The sequence below is a fragment of the Stenotrophomonas sp. 89682_Sma genome (assembly GCF_056481405.1).
Genome location: NZ_CM151147.1, coordinates 157,478 through 172,378 on the forward strand (window position 1 = coordinate 157,478; position 14,901 = coordinate 172,378).

Sequence of the window (14,901 nt, forward strand, 5' to 3'; positions counted from 1 at the left end):
CGATGTCCGTTGATGCCCTGACTTCCTCGTTGGCCGCCCTGCAGGACGTGCTGGACTGCATGCCGGCGGTCCGCGCCATGCAGATCCAGCTCGACGGCTATGCCGACGGCGTGCTGCGCATCACCGCGCCGCTGGCCGCCAACGTCAACGACAAGGGCAACGCCTTCGGTGGCAGCCTGGCCTCGGTGCTGACCCTGTCGGGCTGGGCACTGGTCAGCCTGCGCCTGCGCCTGGCCGGCCACGATGCCGAGGTCTACGTGGCCGACAGCAACCTGCGCTACCTGGCCCCGGTCTACGAAGACCTGCATGCCCATGCCGAAGCGGCCGAAGCCAGCGGCTGGGATGCCTTCCTGAATACCTTCCGCCAGCGCCGCAAGGCCCGCATCAGCATCATCGCCACCCAGCCCGGCGCCGATGGCAAGCCGGCCGCCGAGTTCAGCGGTCGCTTTGTTGCCTTCGCCAAAGGGTAGGATGGCAGGCTGACGTTCTGGGGAAACCACCGATGCGCCGCCTCATCCAGTTCCTGATCTGCTCCGTGCTGCTGGCCAGCGCCGCAGCCTCGGCCGACGACCTCAGCCGCAAGCAGCGAAAGCTGCTGGAAGAAACCCAGATCGCTTACGGGGCGACCATCCGCTGGGGCAGCATGGACGATGCCATCGGCTACCTCGACCCCAAGCAGCGCAAGGAAAAGCCGCCCACCGAGTTCGAGCTCAACCGCTACGCGCAGCTGCGCGTGTCGTCCTACCGCGAGCGCAGCAGCGCGGCGCTGGAAGGCGGCCTGGTCGAGCGCCGGGTCGAAATCGGGGTGATCAACCAGAACACCCAGGCCGAACGCACCGTGATGGTGGTCGAGCGCTGGCGCTGGGATCCGGAGGCCAAGCGCTGGTGGCAGACCGCCGGCCTGCCGGACCTGTGGAAGGGGCAGTGACGGGCCGCGTCCGGCTTGTGCGACAATCGGCGCCCGCTTAATCGACCCGTGACCTGAGTGAATTACGAAGAGTTGCTGGCCTTTGCAGGCCGAAACCCGATGCTGTCCGCGGCCCTGGTCGGCCTGACCGTGGCCATCATCGTCACCGAGATCCGCCGCCTGTTCCGGGGCTTCAAGGGCATCAAGCCCGCCGAACTGACCCAGCTGATGAACGCGGGCGGCACGGTGGTGGTCGACCTGTCGGCCAGCGGTGATTTCGAGAAGGGCCACATTGCCGGCAGCCGCAACGCCCAGGCCAGCGCCTTCGGCCCGGACAACAAGCTGGTGGCCAACGCCAAGCAGTCGCCGGTGGTGCTGGTGTGCCGCAGCGGCAACGCCTCGGAAACCGCCGCCAAGGCACTGAAGAAGGCAGGCTTCGAGAAGGTCTACGTGCTCGACGGCGGTATTCCCGCCTGGCAGCAGGCCGAGCTGCCGCTGGTCAAGGGCCGCAACTGATTGCCGCAGGTGGCGGATCCGGCCTTGTATGGGCCTGATGCCGCCCCCATCGCAGTAATTCGACCATCGTTTTCATTGCATTCATTGGAGTTACTGGAAATGTCCGAAGAGATCACCAACGGCGCCGCTGCGCCGGTCGATGCCGCCACCGGCCCCGCTTTCACCGTCGAGAAGATCTACGTCAAGGACGTCTCCTTCGAGTCGCCGAACGCTCCGACCATCTTCAATGACCAGGTGCAGCCGGAGCTGCAGCTGAACCTGAACCAGCAGGTGCAGCGCCTGGGTGAGAACGCCTTCGAAGTCGTGCTGGCCGTGACCCTGACCTGCCAGGCCGGTGAGCGCACCGCCTACGTGGCCGAAGTGAAGCAGGCCGGCGTGTTCGGCCTGGTCGGCCTGGACCCGCAGTCGATCGACGTGCTGCTTGGCACCCAGTGCCCGAACATCCTGTTCCCGTACGTGCGCCAGCTGGTCAGCGACCTGATCCAGGCCGGCGGCTTCCCGCCGTTCTTCCTGCAGCCGATCAACTTCGAAGGCCTGTACGCAGAAACCCTGCGCCAGCGCCAGGAGCAGGGCGACGCACCGTCGCTGGCTGACTCCGAGCCGGCCGGCAACGCCTGATTCCGGCCGCGACGTCACGGATGAGCACTCCCGCTGACAAGATCGCCGTGCTGGGCGCCGGTTCCTGGGGAACCGCGCTGGCCAGCCTGCTCGCACGGCACGGTCACCCGACCGTGCTGTGGGGGCGCGACGCTGCCGTGGTGGAAGCCATCGACCAGCGCCACGAGAACCCGCGTTACCTGCCGGGCATCCCGCTGCCGGACAGCCTGCGTGCCACCACCGACCTGGCGTCGGCGGTGGAGGGCGCGGCCTGGATCCTGGTGGTGACCCCCTCGCATGCCTTCGGCGAAACCGTGCGTGCGCTGGCGCCGCTGCGTCCGGCCGGTGCCGGCGTGGCCTGGGCCACCAAGGGCTTCGAACCCGGTTCGGGCCGCTTCCTGCATGAAGTGGCGCGCGAAGTGCTGGGCGAGGACGTGCCGCTGGCCGTCGTCACCGGACCGTCGTTCGCCAAGGAAGTGACCCAGGGCCTGCCGACCGCGATCACCGTGCACGGCGACGTGCCCGAGTTCGCGCAGACGGTGGCCGAGGCGATGCATGGCCCGGCGTTCCGCGCCTATACCGGCGACGACATGGTCGGTGCCGAGCTGGGTGGTGCGATGAAGAACGTGCTGGCCGTGGCCACTGGCGTGGCCGATGGCATGCAGCTGGGCCTCAACGCCCGTGCCGGCCTGATTACCCGTGGCCTCAACGAGATGCTGCGCCTGGCCGCTGCGATCGGCGCCAAGCCGGAAACGCTGATGGGCCTGGCGGGCTTGGGCGATCTGGTGCTGACCTGCACTGGCGACCTGTCGCGCAACCGCCGCCTGGGCCTGGCCCTGGGCCGTGGCCAGACGCTGCAGGACGCCGTGCGCGAAATCGGCCAGGTGGTCGAGTCGGTGCAGACCGCCGACGAAGTGATGCGACAGGCACGCCGCCATGGCATCGACCTGCCGATTTCCGACCGCGTGCGTGCCGTGCTGCACGGCGAGCAGACACCGGAAGAAGGCCTGCGCGCATTGCTGGCGCGGGAACAGAAACCGGAATACCCGGACACGCTGTTCAAGTGAATCGAAAACCCCGGCCACGCGCCGGGGTTTTTTTTCGGTAGCGCCGGGCCATGCCCGGCGGAAACCATCATCGCGCGCGCGGTGGCGTGTTGCCGTTGTCCATGTCCGAGAAAATCATCCACGGCCCATTCCCCTCACGCTTCAGCGTCAGTGTGAACTTGCCGGTATCGCCCACGTTGTTGCCGTAGCGGTACGCACCAATGATGTAGCCCGTGTTCCCATCCACCGAGTACGCCAGCGCACGCAGCCGCAACGGGCTGCCGCCCTGGCCGGCATACGCGGCTTCGATTGCACTGCGTCCGCGCACGGGGGGCTGATTGCTCTGCAGCACAAAGCCGTCCTCGGCGAACAGCGCAGCCAATGCCTTGGTATCACCGGTGCGCCATGCCTGCTCGTAGTCGCGCAGTACGCGATCCAGCGGTGCGGGCAGGGTGGTATCGGGCAGGCGCGCAGACGTCGTGCCTTCTCCGAACGCCATTGCCGGCGTTGCCAGCAGCAGGGCACTGCAGAAGATCATGGCGAGTCGTGTACGGCGCATGCGTCCGGCTCCAGGCGATGGCGGGAAGCTACGAGCGCATCCTAGCGCGGTGCTGGTTAGAATCACGCGGCCGCCGATTCGGCGGACGCAGCGCAGATCAGACAAGGACACGTGATGAAGATGCGAATCACAGGGATGGCGATGATGGCCGCGCTGCTGGCAGCCTGCGGGCAAGGACCGGAGAGGACTAGCGAGACTGCACCTGCTGCAGCGCCAGTGCCGACCACCGAAGCACCGGCCGCCACGGCCACCGTGGTCGAGAAGGAACCGTTCGTCGAAGACGGCGTGGATCCCTCGGTGTGGGACAACGAAGGCGAACCGGAGGACCCGAGCACTGGCGGCGAACTCACCTGCGCGGACAATCCGCTGGCGACCCACTTCTTTACTCTGGTGGGCGGCAACACCGTGGACGACTGCGGCCGCAAGGACCCGAAGGTACTGGCCGCGTTCGATGCGCTGATGAAGGGCACGCAGGATGCCGAATCCACCGACAAGGACATTCCGCCGCTGCGCAAGCGCCTGTTGAGCGGACCCAGCGGCCCTGGCGAGCTGATAGTGCTGCAGGGCGAGCCGTGGTGGTTCTACACCGCCTGCCAGGCCCACGACTGCCCCGGCACCGCGTTGGCGATGCTGTACTCGCCCGATCAGTCGAAGCTGGTCGGCCGTCTTACCGCGCGCTGCCGTGTGCGGTGGCTGGGCGAGCCGACGGCGGAACAACGTGCGCAGATCGAACAGCGCCAGCCACTGCAGGATGCCGCGTTGAAGGAAGACAGCGCGCTCTGCGAGTGATGTGGCGCGCTCCGCAGCGCCGGGCCGCGCACGGCGCTGCAGTGTGCGTTGTTCCCCGTATTACCCTTCCGGCCGCATGCGTGCGCTGACCTGTGCGGCCAGCGACAGGCTGGCCATCATCAGGCCCTCCATCACGCGGTCGCCCACGTACTCCTCGTCGGGTCCGTTCTGGCGCACGCGCTCGGCAGCCAGCAGCATTTCCAACGCCACGCGCAGGCCGGTCAATGCGCAATCCGCGTCGGCCAAGGCCATGCGGCGGCCGGGCATCTGATGACGTTCGGGCCAGGGCTGCCCGTCGGCGGCAGCGCCCTTGCCGATGCGGCCGAGCGTGGCGATGAAACCGTGCGAATCGTGCGGGTGCAGTGCTTCCGAGGGCGCGTCCGCGTTGGCGGGCACGTACTGCGCGCGCAGGCGGGAGGATTCGGGTGTGCTCATGGCAAGGGCTCCGTGCAGGACAGACGGTAACCGCCACATAGAGGTGGCGGGCGGAGACGTGGCTCGAAAACCGGGAGATCACGAACAAGACCGGCAGGCGCAAGGCCTCCACGCTCCGCCCGCCATAGCCGGCAGACGGAATGCCAGCCGGCGCCACGCGGGGTGACGCCGGCTGGCAAGCGCAAACAACGTTCGTGATCTAACGGGTTTTCGAGGCCCGGCCACCCATTTTCCGGCGGCCCACCATCTGTACCGCCGTCGCTGCGCAACGCCAATCAGAAGAGTTGCATTCAACGCTGGATCAAAGACGCTTTTGGCATTCTTGCATGCTGTTAAGCCGTCGCAGACGCAGGCGCCGCAACGTCCGTAGCGGCATGGGGAATATGCGACATGGGTCGAAGTTGATGACGTGGCGTACGGGTACCCCACCAGGCCGATGACGACAGTGCGGGGCGAAGGACGTAAATAGACTTCGACGCACTCCGGTCTGTCAGTGCTCTTCGCGTCTCTCGTACCAGGCTTGAGTACGGTTCACGATCCGCACCACAGACAACATGACCGGCACCTCGATCAGCACACCAACTACCGTCGCCAGCGCAGCCCCCGAATGCACGCCGAACAGCCCCACCGCGGTGGCAACCGCCAATTCGAAGAAGTTGCTGGCACCAATCAGTGCTGAAGGGCCGGCCACGCAATGCGCCACGCCCAAGCGACGATTGAGCAGGTAAGCCAGGCCGGAAGTGAAATAGACCTGGATCAGGATCGGCACCGCAATCAGTGCGATCACCAGCGGCTGCTTCACGATCTGCTGGCCCTGGAAGCCGAACAGCAGCACCAGTGTGAGCAGCAGCGCGCACAGCGAGACGGGCCCCAGCTTGCGAAGCACCCACTGCAACGCCGCGTCGCCACTACGCATCAGGATCCAGCGCCGCAGCAACGCAGCCAGCAGCACCGGCACCACGATGTAGAGGCCCACCGACAGCAGCAACGTATCCCACGGCACGGTGATCGCCGACAGGCCCAGCAGCAGTGCAACCACCGGCGCGTAGGCCACCACCATGATCGCGTCGTTCAACGCCACCTGGCTCAGGGTGAAGTTGGCATCACCGCGGCACAGGTTGCTCCACACGAACACCATCGCGGTGCAGGGTGCGGCCGCCAGCAGGATCAGCCCGGCGATGTAGCTGTCGATCTGCCCCGGCGGCAACCAGGCGGCGAAGGCATGGCGCAGGAACAGCCAGCCCAGCAGCGCCATCGAGAATGGCTTCACCGCCCAGTTGATGAACAGCGTTACGCCGATGCCCTTCCAGTGCTGCTGCAACTGGCGCATCGCGCGGAAGTCGACCTTCAGCAACATCGGGATGATCATCAGCCAGATCAGCGCGGCAACCGGCAGGTTGACCTTGGCGACTTCGGCGGACGCCAGCACCGCGAAAGCACCGGGTAGGAAGTGGCCCAGCAGCGTGCCGACCGCAATGCAAAGCGCGACCCAAAGCGTCAGGTGGCGTTCGAACAGATTCATGCGGGAAGTCACGGCATGCTGTCGGTCGGCTGCAACTGTCCAATTTGATCCAGCGCGTGCTGCAGCGCTTCGCGGTCGGACCACAATGAGTCAGGCAAGGCGAGCAATGCACGCAGTCGCGCCTTCACGATGGTATGAGCCAGCACGAAGGCTGCGGTCTTGTCGGCATCGCTGCCTGCCACGGCGGCCGGATCGGGCAGGCCCCAGTGGCTGCGGATGAAGTCACCGAACACCACAGGGCAGGCTTCCGCTGCGGCTGCATCACACACGGTGATCACCAGATCCATCGGTGCTGCATCCACGAACTCATCCCACGACTTGCTGCGCAGCCCTTCAGTGGGCATGCTTTCGGCGTGCAACTGGGCCAGCGCGAACGGATTGACCTGGCCGGTGGGCTGGCTGCCGGCACTGAAGGCGGCGAAGCGATCGCCGCCCCAGGCGCGCAGGGTGGCTTCGGCAAGCACGCTGCGGGCGCTGTTGCCGGTACAGAGGAAGAGGACATTGCGGGTCATGTGGCTTCCATGGTCAGTGAGTGGCTTGGACATGCAAAGCGCGCTGGCCGGGCAGAGACGAGTGAACTCGGCAGAGCTGCGGATCGCCTCCGCTATCTGCGCGCGATCGCATCCGGCATAGCCGTGCCGCGCGAACCACGTGCCTGCCGATGTTGTCAGCAGCACCAGTTCTCTGACCTGCATACGGCAGGCCACCTCTTCGGCCGCTGCCAGCAATGCGCGTCCAAGGCCGGTGCCGCGTCGGTCATCAGACACCACCAGGGAGCGGAGCAGCGCCGAGGCGCCGAATACCTGCAATCCAACGGCCCCCACGGGGACGCCGTCGAGGTCTGCGACGAGAAACACTACCTTGCTGCTTTCCAGATCGGCTACGGGCAACTGCGACTGCTGCAGAAGGTCCCGGATGGAGGGCAGGTCGTCGCGTGTGCCGGCACGAATCACGGGGTCTGGTTTCATCTCAGCACCTGCATGGCAGTTCGCTCACCGCGCACCGCTCGTCCGGCGAGCCCGCGCAGCAGTTGTGCGTCAGGTACTCGATCAAGCCGTTCATGGCATCGAAGTTGGCCCGATAGCAGACATGGCGGCCCTGGCTTTCGCTCTCCACCAGCCCGGCCTGCACCAGCTCCTTCAGGTGGAAGCTGAGCGTGGCTGGGGGCACCTGCAGGGCCGTGGCGATGTCGCCCGCCATGCGCCCTGCCGGGCCAGCCTCCACCAGCAGGCGGAAGGCGGCCAGGCGGGTGGCATGGCCGAGGGCGGTGAGGGCGGCGATTGCATTCAACGTTTCCATATTTCTAGAATAGTCGAATGAATAAACCAATCACAAGTGCCCATCTGCCGAACCTGGTGGACGGCTCGCTGCCCCAGCCCGATCACCACCAGCTCGCCGCGGCAGATCTGGGGCCGCCACGCATCCTCCTGCTCTACGGCTCGCTTCGGCCGCAGTCGTTCAGCCGCAAGCTGGCGCTTGAAGCCGAGCGATTGCTGCGCCATCTGGGGTGCGAAACCCGCCTGTTCGATCCGCATGCGCTGCCCATGCTGGACAGCGTGGACACGAGCCATCCCGAAGTGCAGCGCTTGCGTGCGTGGTCGCAGTGGTCGGAAGGCCAGGTCTGGGTCAGCCCCGAGCGGCATGGCACGGTCACCGGCGTGTTCAAGAACCAGATCGACTGGTTGCCGCTGGAAGATGGCAGCGTGCGGCCCACGCAGGGCAGGACGCTGGCGGTGATGCAGGTGAGCGGCGGTTCGCAGTCGTTCAACACGGTCAACACGCTGCGCGTACTTGGCCGTTGGATGCGCATGCTGACCATCCCCAACCAGTCATCGGTGGCCAAGGCCTGGCAGGAATTCGATGACGACGGGCGCATGAAACCCTCGCCGTACTACGACCGCGTGGTGGATGTGATGGAGGAGCTGGTGAAGTTCACGCTGCTGACGCGAGGGCGGTCGGACTACCTGGTGGACCGATACAGCGAGAGGAAGGGCGACGCGCATGCCGCGGTATTGGCGCGGGCCGCAGGGGCTGCGGCTTCCTGAATTCCAATCTGCCGACGAGCGTACTACTTGCTTGCGCGCCGCGCGCCCTTCTCGTCTTCGTCCTTCGCATCCCCGCGGCTCTGCGCGAATTCCGGGAACGTCTTCGCGATCGAATCCTTGTCCGGCAGGATGTAGAACACGCCGCCCTTCTCGAACATGGGTTGCACGATCTGCCCATAGAACGCGGGCGAGACGTTGATGCAGCCGTGGGTGACGCGGTTGTCGTCCGGTGTGGGCGATGCCAAGCGCTCGGCGCGCTTTTCCTTCGGGCTGCCCGGCGGCAGCGGATGCATTGAAACGGCGGAATCGTAGTCCACCCACAGCACGCGCCCGGCATCGTCGGAGGGGCCGTAGCCACCAATGAAGCGGCCGGCCGGCGTGGTGCGGTCGTGGCCGGGAATCGCGCTCAGTGCGAGCTTGGCGACGCCGGGTGCGGAATGATCGCCGATGGCCGAACCGAACAGCGCCGGTGCCGCGCCACGCAGCTTGCCGTCGCCGCTGAAGATCAGAACCTGCGCCGCCGCTTTGTCCATGACCGCAAACGGATAGCCCTGGTTGTCCTTGCTGGCGACCACCCAGCCGGCCAGTTCGATCACCGTTTCGGACACGCTCTGGTCAGGCGGAAGTTCATCAACGGCGGCCACCGGTGGTGCAGGTGCGTCCTTGTCCCTGGCGTTGGCTACGCCGCTGCACGCAACGACCAATGCCATGGCCAGTGCGGCATGCAGGGCGCGGCGTGCAGGGGAGGAGTAGGTACGAATGGGACGGCTCCTTGCAATGCAATCTTGGGTGGAAGGACGCCAGTGGCCGGCGAAGGCCACTGGTTCCCGATACAGAGGTACGAAATCAGATGCGATTCAAACAGTGAGGGAGCGATTACCCGCGCGGCTTGCGGCCCGCAGGTGCCCTTTCAAGCTGCTGCACGCGACCTTCGATCTGGTCCAGACGCTGGTTGGCCTGCTGTGCGGACTGGTTGGCGGACTCCGCACTCTGCGCAGCACCCTGCACCTTGACGTCGAGCTGATCGAGACGCGAGTTGATGGTTGCAAACTCGTTCTTGTAAGAGGCGCAGGCGCCAAGGCTGACGGTGGCGATAAGCGCTACAGCAAGTGCGCGGGCCGTCTTCATGTGTTGCGGGTTCAGGTTCATTGCATTCCCTCCTTCGTCTGGGGAAGCTGGAATATAGCGGCGTTTGTTCCCGTCGCTGACAAGCGCTTTCAGCTGGAATTTGAATACGTGGATGAGCTGTGAAGCCTGCCTGTGACCCAACATTAACAAGCGGGATCAGGCGAGCTGATCTACGTCGGCGCATCGCCTTGCGCCTGTTCACAATAGCCAATTCATCTGTATGAAGTCGATGTCACCATGCGTGACTTCTGCACGCTTGCACGCGGCGAAAACGCGGGCTGCGCCGACGGTGCCACGGGGTCGAACCGATACGGCGCGAGAGGAAGCGAATCTACGGGCATTGGCTTCGCTTCCGGCCAGATCAGCCTTTGGTCCGTCCTGGCCACGAGCGTTCCACGGGACGGGACGTTGGACTCTGGCTGTCGTGGACTTCCGCTGCGGTCAGTTCGAAGTGCCTGCGCACGTCCGCATATCGTTGCCAATGGACAGATCCGCGTGGACGCTTCCAGAGTGCGAAGCCGGCACCACGGAGAGCGTCAAGGTACGGCCGACCTGCGTTGCCAGGTCGTACATCACCAACGCCTCGTCTTCCGCACCGGCGCTGCATCCCAGCACGCCCCGGCTGTCCCAGGCTGCAGAGCGCCCAGCCATCTCAAATCCATCGGCGTGTCCAACGCCGTTGGATACCATCACGATCATCCCCAGTTCCCGCGCGACGGCTGCGTAGTGACGGTGGGCACGCTCCATTCCAGCCAGGTGTTTTGCAACACTCGCCACGTAGACCGTTGCTCCGGCTTCCTTCGCCTGCAGGGCGCTCTCCATCTGCAGCGACTCGAAGCAGATCGCGGGGACCAGGGTTTCTGCTCCGATGATGATGGGAAGCGGCGTGGATCCGGATCTGAAGTAGGCCAGTTCGTCGGCGTGGAGGATCTGCTTGGTGTAGACAGCGGGTACCTGGCTGCAGCGGAAGATGAACATGCCGATCTCCGGCCCCTCGTTGCCGCGATATGGCCCGCCGACTGCAACCAGCAGCTGGTGACGATCACTCAGTGACTGGAACACTCCCAGACGAGCATCATCTGCTGCCAGTGCCAGCTGCTCTGCCCTCAGTGGCTCATAGCCGGTGAGTGACATCTCCGGGAAGAAGATCGCCGCAGCACCACACGAGGCGGCCAGATCGATGAACTGGACATGCCGTTCGATGTTGCCCTCGATGTCGCCAGGGGCTGACCGCATCTGCGCAGCAACAATCTTCATTCCTGTCCTCTCAGTCCAGCTGCAGGCCGACGCGGGAGCGGCCTTGTGGATTGAATGAATCAAGTAGACGGGCAACCAAAGGTTTGTCGCCATCCGCAACCATAGGTTGAGCCAATTTCCTGCTTCCATTGGCGCAACTATGGTTGTCAAGCACTCATAGTCTCCCCCGCTGACCGGCAGGAACCCAGTTCCATCGAGGGAAGCGTATTCAGGTCCGATCTAGCGGAAAACCTATGCTTGCTCCCATTCAGCTTCATTCCCTGCGTTGACGTTGATTCCAGTGCCGCGTTGGGTTCCTGTCCAATACGCCCATTCAGAGGGAACCGTTGTCATGTCCGGCCGTTGGGGTTGCAGCCGTAGCGGTTGCGTCCTTGAAGCCCTTTGCTTGGAGATCGGCACGAAGGCTCTTCAAAGCTGTTGCAGGGACAGCCAACCACAGCAGATCCCTTGCCCGGGTCACAGCCACGTACCCGATTCGCCCGTCCTCGGTGGAACCTCCGCCTAGCAGTGCAGATACATGCGGTTTCGTTGCCATGTAGAGGACGGCATCCAGGCTTTCGCCTTTGACCTGGTGCACGGTACTGATTTTGACCCGCAAGGGCTGATCGGCACCTAGGTCAGGCGGGCTCATTAGCGGTGAGCCGGGCAAACTCCTCTTCGAGAGCCGAGCACCGAGCGTGGACGATGTGTGGTTGAGACCGTGGGCTGTGCTCAGATTGGTCATCAGGACCCTTATACGTTGCAACAGTGCCGGCTGCCAATCGCTAACAGCGGGCAGCGCCGCGCTGGGCAGGCCCGAGACCGGATCTCGCGTAAAAGCCCAAATGACACGACGAAGTGCTCGTTCCTCTGGGTACCTGGCAGGCTGAGTCAGGCGAGCAACGATGCCCTTGGGCGCGTTGTCGGTCAAACCCATGATGGCAGTTGCCACGAGTCTGAATGCTGTTGAGTAGTCGGAGTGGATATCGCGCGCCATCGCTGCCTGGGCAAGGATCTTGGTCGTTCCCACGCCAGGCGCACCCTCATGCCCAGCCAGCTCGTTGGCCCACTTGCGTGCGCGGCAGAGCACGGCGGAGCGTGCTGGGTCCAACCCAGCGGAGACCAGTGTTGCCTGGAAGGCCGCCATGACCTTCTTCGTATCGGCAGTCGTGTACGGAACGAAGTAGGCCCCGTGGAGCGTAGGTGGCGCTGTCCTATCCGGATCGTCCGTACGCGCCGAGATTGCGTTGGCGAGATCGAGTACGGCCGGCACGGACCGATAGTTCCGCGTCAGGGCGGCCGCAGAAACACCGGGTTTGCTGTGGTAGCTGGACAGGAACGAGCCGGTCGCGCCCATGAACTCGTAGATGCCTTGATTGGGATCCCCAATAAGGGAAATCTGAGAGCCTGCTTGGCTGAGCCTCTCAATGATCACCTGGTGCAGAATGCCGATATCCTGGGCTTCATCAATGAGGATGTGGGGATAGCGACGCGCAAGGACTCGGAGGATCTCGGGTTGTTCGCGGAGGGTAAGGTCGACCCAGTAGCGCGCCAGCTCGTGGGTGTAAGCCCCCAGTTTTCCCAATGCTGCGGCAACCTTTGGGCCATTGTTGATCCTCGCCAGCATGCCGGAGTTCTGATAGAAGAAGCCCGTTGCAGCTCCAGAAGGGCCTATGACAACGCGATGGATATGCCCTTGGGGCACTGGGTAGCTATCGGTTCTCGGCGATTCCACCCAGAAGCGATAGTCCTTACCTAAAAGGAATGACTCGCTCCCTGATAGCAAGAACGGGGTCGTGGTACACCCCATCGTCCGATGGGCGTGGGGTCGCAGAATATTTGTCGTAATGAACCCGTCCAATGTGTCGATCTCGACACGCTGGTGGGACGGGATCTTGAGCGATCCCATTGCGAGTGCCTGGTACTCGCGCCTGAAGGTCTCCACGGCGATGTTCGAGAAGGACAGGAGCGCAACCCGGCCCCGGTGATCACCGAGGCATTGACGTATGTGGGCCAGCCTACGTACAGCCGTGAAGGTCTTCCCACTTCCCGCGCAAGCAATGACCGACATCGGATGCAATGGTGCCGTGATGATCTCACCCTGTTCAACTGAAGGAGTAGTATCCGTGCTCATTCGTCTTCAGCCTTCTTCGGGCCAGGCTGACAAGCGTGCTCGACTGCAGCCTGGATATACTCCGGAACAGTGAATTCTTCCTTTTTCGCCTTGGCGATCAGGTACGCCAAAGCTTGTGCAAAGCGCCCCTTCTGGACGTTTCCGTTCTTCCTCTCGAACATCCCGCTGAACAGTACGCGAGCCTTCTCTGCATCTCCCGTAGCGGCGTCTACCTTCTTCTCCAGGTTCGCAGAAATCTTCGGGTGTAGCTCCTTAAGCGCCGCAAGCATGATCTTGCGATTGCTGGCGTACAAGGCCAAGTCATACTCAAGCGTCTTCAGCCCATGGAAGATCTTGAGATATGAATCCGCGAACCTGAGCATATTCAAGGTGTTGGCGGACGCCTGCACCTTGTCGCCGATCGAAGGGTAGACAGGGGCCGCCTTCTTCTTTCCACTTGAGGTCCCATCTTCCGGCGCATGGTCGTCTGCTTCTGCGCTGCCATCGCCCTTTTCCTCTTCCTCTTCATCCTCTTCACTCGGACCTGTTGGGTCCGCATCCGTAAGTACGGAGACAGGAATCTTCAGCGCCTTCTCGCCGAACAGTGGAATGAATGAGTCGAAGTTGAGACCTTCAACGCTGATGAGGCTTACCCCATGCTTACGTAGATCGTGACCGCACTTCTCGGCGAGCACACTGACAAGGACCAATTCCGCAGCACCCTCGACCAGGATTGCGCGGCGCGCAAAGAAAAGCTCAGCCCGAGTGACGTCCAAATAGCGCTCAAGCTTCTCACGCTTTCCGACAGAAAACTTGATGTCTCGGGGAAAGAAAGTCTCCACCTTGATTCCGGTGTCAACAAGACAGGTGAGACTGTCGAGGTTGGCGATGCTGGCAAAGTTGGGTGAGTGGCTGGTAACGAACAGCTGGACAGGCTTCTCTTTGTCCACTGCCTTGATGGTCTCAAAGTATCCCAGGAGCACAGCCTGCAATTGGGGATGCAGATGTGCCTCGGGCTCCTCAATGATCAGGCCTCGATAGCTAGCTTGCGGGTTCTTGGTCAGCTCGCTGAGAACGACCGCCATGAAGATCAGATTGTTGAATCCGAGCCCATTTTGCTCAAGCTCGAACAGATCTACGGTAAGAGAGAGACGCGAAGCCAGGCGTTGGAAATCGCTGACGCTAACCCCCAGCTCGAGCAGCTGGGACAGCTGTGGCCCCAACATCTCGGAGTGGCGAGTCGTTATCGCCTTATGGGTGCTCACAATCGGCGCTTTCGTCTTGAGCTCATCATCCAGCAGCTTCAGTGCCTTATTGATCTCGATCTTGCCATCGTCATCAACGAGCAGCTGAAACAGTCGGGACAGCTGGCTTGTGCGGCCGGGCCTAAGAGCCTGAGAAGCATCGCGCAGGGGCTGTAGATAGACGCCACGAAGGTTTTCCATCATGTCCGCTGTCAAGCCGACATCATCATGGTCTCCGCACCAGCGCTTCGCTCTAAGTCGCCCCGTCTTATCCGCCTCGGAGAAGCTGATGGTGATATGCGCCTCCATCTGCCCGTCCTTGGCAGGCTTCAGGGCAGTCATGAAGTCAGCTTCATCATCGGGGCTCAACCCTCGGAAGATGTACTTGAACACGATGTTGCCGCTAGGCGATCCTGTCTTCGGCCGATGAATATCGTCTGAGTCCAACCGCGGGTAAGGTTCATCGTGCCCGGCAAGGAGAGACCTCAGCGCATCGACAATGGCGGTCTTGCCCGCGTTATTCGCACCAACCAGGACGTTCAGTCCACTTTGGAAGTGCAGTACAGCGTTGTTGATCTTGCGAAAGTTCGAGATAGACAGCTCTGCCAAATACACCCTGATGTCTCCTTGTGCTCATGGCGGCGTAGCCGCCTCCTGTCCCAAACTGCAGCACGACGATGGCCGGCTGACAGCCCCTATCTACCTGGGCAGATTCTACTCAATTCAGGGAAATTGGACGTTCCGGCAACCCTCGTACGCCCATC

The 14,901-nt window shown here is 63.3% G+C and carries 17 protein-coding genes and 1 pseudogene; 7 read left to right on the top strand and 11 right to left on the bottom strand.

What is annotated here, in order from left to right:
• The first annotated feature begins 2 nt into the window (after positions 1-2).
• The 5 genes from ACZK29_RS00630 to ACZK29_RS00650 all read left to right on the top strand — a co-directional run bounded on the left by ACZK29_RS00630 (position 3) and on the right by ACZK29_RS00650 (position 3,087).
• Positions 3-470, top strand: a complete 468-nt coding sequence (locus ACZK29_RS00630) for a YiiD C-terminal domain-containing protein (protein ID WP_008266702.1) — start codon at positions 3-5, stop codon at positions 468-470.
• A 32-nt stretch (positions 471-502) separates the two neighbouring features.
• Positions 503-928, top strand: coding sequence for a hypothetical protein (locus ACZK29_RS00635; protein ID WP_459048250.1), 426 nt, complete (start codon positions 503-505; stop codon positions 926-928).
• 57 nt (positions 929-985) lie between these two features.
• Positions 986-1,423, top strand: coding sequence for a rhodanese-like domain-containing protein (locus ACZK29_RS00640; RefSeq protein WP_004153552.1), 438 nt, complete (start codon positions 986-988; stop codon positions 1,421-1,423).
• Positions 1,424-1,522: 99 nt separating this feature from the next.
• Positions 1,523-2,041: a protein-export chaperone SecB gene (gene secB / locus ACZK29_RS00645; protein WP_004153553.1), complete on the top strand. Its 519-nt coding sequence runs from the start codon at positions 1,523-1,525 to the stop codon at positions 2,039-2,041.
• 20 nt (positions 2,042-2,061) lie between these two features.
• On the top strand, positions 2,062-3,087 hold the full coding sequence (locus tag ACZK29_RS00650; RefSeq protein WP_010487166.1) for an NAD(P)H-dependent glycerol-3-phosphate dehydrogenase: 1,026 nt from the start codon (positions 2,062-2,064) through the stop codon (positions 3,085-3,087).
• A 67-nt stretch (positions 3,088-3,154) separates the two neighbouring features.
• Here ACZK29_RS00650 and ACZK29_RS00655 read toward each other — a convergent pair whose 3' ends face one another.
• Positions 3,155-3,604: a YybH family protein gene (locus tag ACZK29_RS00655; protein WP_478447102.1), complete on the bottom strand. Its 450-nt coding sequence runs from the start codon at positions 3,602-3,604 to the stop codon at positions 3,155-3,157.
• Positions 3,605-3,739: 135 nt separating this feature from the next.
• Here ACZK29_RS00655 and ACZK29_RS00660 point away from each other — a divergent pair, with 135 nt between their 5' ends.
• Positions 3,740-4,414, top strand: a complete 675-nt coding sequence (locus tag ACZK29_RS00660) for an Ivy family c-type lysozyme inhibitor (RefSeq protein WP_478446532.1) — start codon at positions 3,740-3,742, stop codon at positions 4,412-4,414.
• A gap of 60 nt (positions 4,415-4,474) precedes the next feature.
• Here ACZK29_RS00660 and ACZK29_RS00665 read toward each other — a convergent pair whose 3' ends face one another.
• From ACZK29_RS00665 to ACZK29_RS00685, 5 genes and pseudogenes are all read right to left on the bottom strand, one after another.
• Entirely contained in the window at positions 4,475-4,849 is a 375-nt protein-coding gene (locus ACZK29_RS00665; RefSeq protein ID WP_478446533.1) for a hypothetical protein, read from the bottom strand.
• 490 nt (positions 4,850-5,339) lie between these two features.
• Positions 5,340-6,371: an ACR3 family arsenite efflux transporter gene (gene arsB / locus ACZK29_RS00670; protein ID WP_478446534.1), complete on the bottom strand. Its 1,032-nt coding sequence runs from the start codon at positions 6,369-6,371 to the stop codon at positions 5,340-5,342.
• 8 nt (positions 6,372-6,379) lie between these two features.
• Positions 6,380-6,883: an arsenate reductase ArsC gene (locus tag ACZK29_RS00675; protein WP_478447103.1), complete on the bottom strand. Its 504-nt coding sequence runs from the start codon at positions 6,881-6,883 to the stop codon at positions 6,380-6,382.
• 84 nt (positions 6,884-6,967) lie between these two features.
• A pseudogene (locus ACZK29_RS00680) lies at positions 6,968-7,339 on the bottom strand (GNAT family N-acetyltransferase); the annotation flags it as partial.
• A gap of 1 nt (position 7,340) precedes the next feature.
• A complete protein-coding gene (locus tag ACZK29_RS00685; RefSeq protein ID WP_106548736.1) occupies positions 7,341-7,670 on the bottom strand; it encodes an ArsR/SmtB family transcription factor in 330 nt (109 codons plus the stop codon).
• 17 nt (positions 7,671-7,687) lie between these two features.
• Here ACZK29_RS00685 and arsH point away from each other — a divergent pair, with 17 nt between their 5' ends.
• Positions 7,688-8,416: an arsenical resistance protein ArsH gene (gene arsH / locus ACZK29_RS00690; RefSeq protein WP_164146520.1), complete on the top strand. Its 729-nt coding sequence runs from the start codon at positions 7,688-7,690 to the stop codon at positions 8,414-8,416.
• Between the two features lie 23 nt (positions 8,417-8,439).
• Here arsH and ACZK29_RS00695 read toward each other — a convergent pair whose 3' ends face one another.
• The 5 genes from ACZK29_RS00695 to ACZK29_RS00715 all read right to left on the bottom strand — a co-directional run bounded on the left by ACZK29_RS00695 (position 8,440) and on the right by ACZK29_RS00715 (position 14,752).
• On the bottom strand, positions 8,440-9,126 hold the full coding sequence (locus ACZK29_RS00695) for a L,D-transpeptidase family protein (protein ID WP_111113309.1): 687 nt from the start codon (positions 9,124-9,126) through the stop codon (positions 8,440-8,442).
• Positions 9,127-9,292: 166 nt separating this feature from the next.
• Complete coding sequence (locus tag ACZK29_RS00700) at positions 9,293-9,565, bottom strand: hypothetical protein (RefSeq protein ID WP_010487149.1); 273 nt, start codon at positions 9,563-9,565, stop codon at positions 9,293-9,295.
• A gap of 420 nt (positions 9,566-9,985) precedes the next feature.
• Positions 9,986-10,801, bottom strand: coding sequence for a carbon-nitrogen hydrolase family protein (locus tag ACZK29_RS00705; RefSeq protein WP_106548738.1), 816 nt, complete (start codon positions 10,799-10,801; stop codon positions 9,986-9,988).
• A gap of 313 nt (positions 10,802-11,114) precedes the next feature.
• Positions 11,115-12,914 carry a UvrD-helicase domain-containing protein gene (locus ACZK29_RS00710; RefSeq protein ID WP_031270585.1) on the bottom strand — a complete coding sequence of 600 codons (1,800 nt, stop codon included), beginning with the start codon at positions 12,912-12,914 and terminating at the stop codon, positions 11,115-11,117.
• Positions 12,911-14,752, bottom strand: a complete 1,842-nt coding sequence (locus ACZK29_RS00715) for an ATP-dependent nuclease (RefSeq protein ID WP_021204017.1) — start codon at positions 14,750-14,752, stop codon at positions 12,911-12,913. Before ACZK29_RS00715 ends, ACZK29_RS00710 begins: the two co-directional genes overlap by 4 nt.
• Between the last annotated feature and the right edge of the window lie 149 nt (positions 14,753-14,901).

Bases quoted from the DNA above. Each gene is read 5' to 3' on its own strand.
- ACZK29_RS00630 (WP_008266702.1), top strand. From the start codon at position 3: ATGTCCGTTGATGCCCTGACTTCCTCGTTGGCCGCCCTGCAGGACGTG.
- ACZK29_RS00635 (WP_459048250.1), top strand. From the start codon at position 503: ATGCGCCGCCTCATCCAGTTCCTGATCTGCTCCGTGCTGCTGGCCAGC.
- secB (WP_004153553.1), top strand. From the start codon at position 1,523: ATGTCCGAAGAGATCACCAACGGCGCCGCTGCGCCGGTCGATGCCGCC.
- ACZK29_RS00650 (WP_010487166.1), top strand. From the start codon at position 2,062: ATGAGCACTCCCGCTGACAAGATCGCCGTGCTGGGCGCCGGTTCCTGG.
- ACZK29_RS00655 (WP_478447102.1), bottom strand. From the start codon at position 3,604: ATGATCTTCTGCAGTGCCCTGCTGCTGGCAACGCCGGCAATGGCGTTC.
- ACZK29_RS00660 (WP_478446532.1), top strand. From the start codon at position 3,740: ATGAAGATGCGAATCACAGGGATGGCGATGATGGCCGCGCTGCTGGCA.
- ACZK29_RS00665 (WP_478446533.1), bottom strand. From the start codon at position 4,849: ATGAGCACACCCGAATCCTCCCGCCTGCGCGCGCAGTACGTGCCCGCC.
- arsB (WP_478446534.1), bottom strand. From the start codon at position 6,371: ATGAATCTGTTCGAACGCCACCTGACGCTTTGGGTCGCGCTTTGCATT.
- ACZK29_RS00675 (WP_478447103.1), bottom strand. From the start codon at position 6,883: ATGACCCGCAATGTCCTCTTCCTCTGTACCGGCAACAGCGCCCGCAGC.
- ACZK29_RS00685 (WP_106548736.1), bottom strand. From the start codon at position 7,670: ATGGAAACGTTGAATGCAATCGCCGCCCTCACCGCCCTCGGCCATGCC.
- arsH (WP_164146520.1), top strand. From the start codon at position 7,688: ATGAATAAACCAATCACAAGTGCCCATCTGCCGAACCTGGTGGACGGC.
- ACZK29_RS00695 (WP_111113309.1), bottom strand. From the start codon at position 9,126: ATGGCATTGGTCGTTGCGTGCAGCGGCGTAGCCAACGCCAGGGACAAG.
- ACZK29_RS00700 (WP_010487149.1), bottom strand. From the start codon at position 9,565: ATGAACCTGAACCCGCAACACATGAAGACGGCCCGCGCACTTGCTGTA.
- ACZK29_RS00705 (WP_106548738.1), bottom strand. From the start codon at position 10,801: ATGAAGATTGTTGCTGCGCAGATGCGGTCAGCCCCTGGCGACATCGAG.
- ACZK29_RS00710 (WP_031270585.1), bottom strand. From the start codon at position 12,914: ATGAGCACGGATACTACTCCTTCAGTTGAACAGGGTGAGATCATCACG.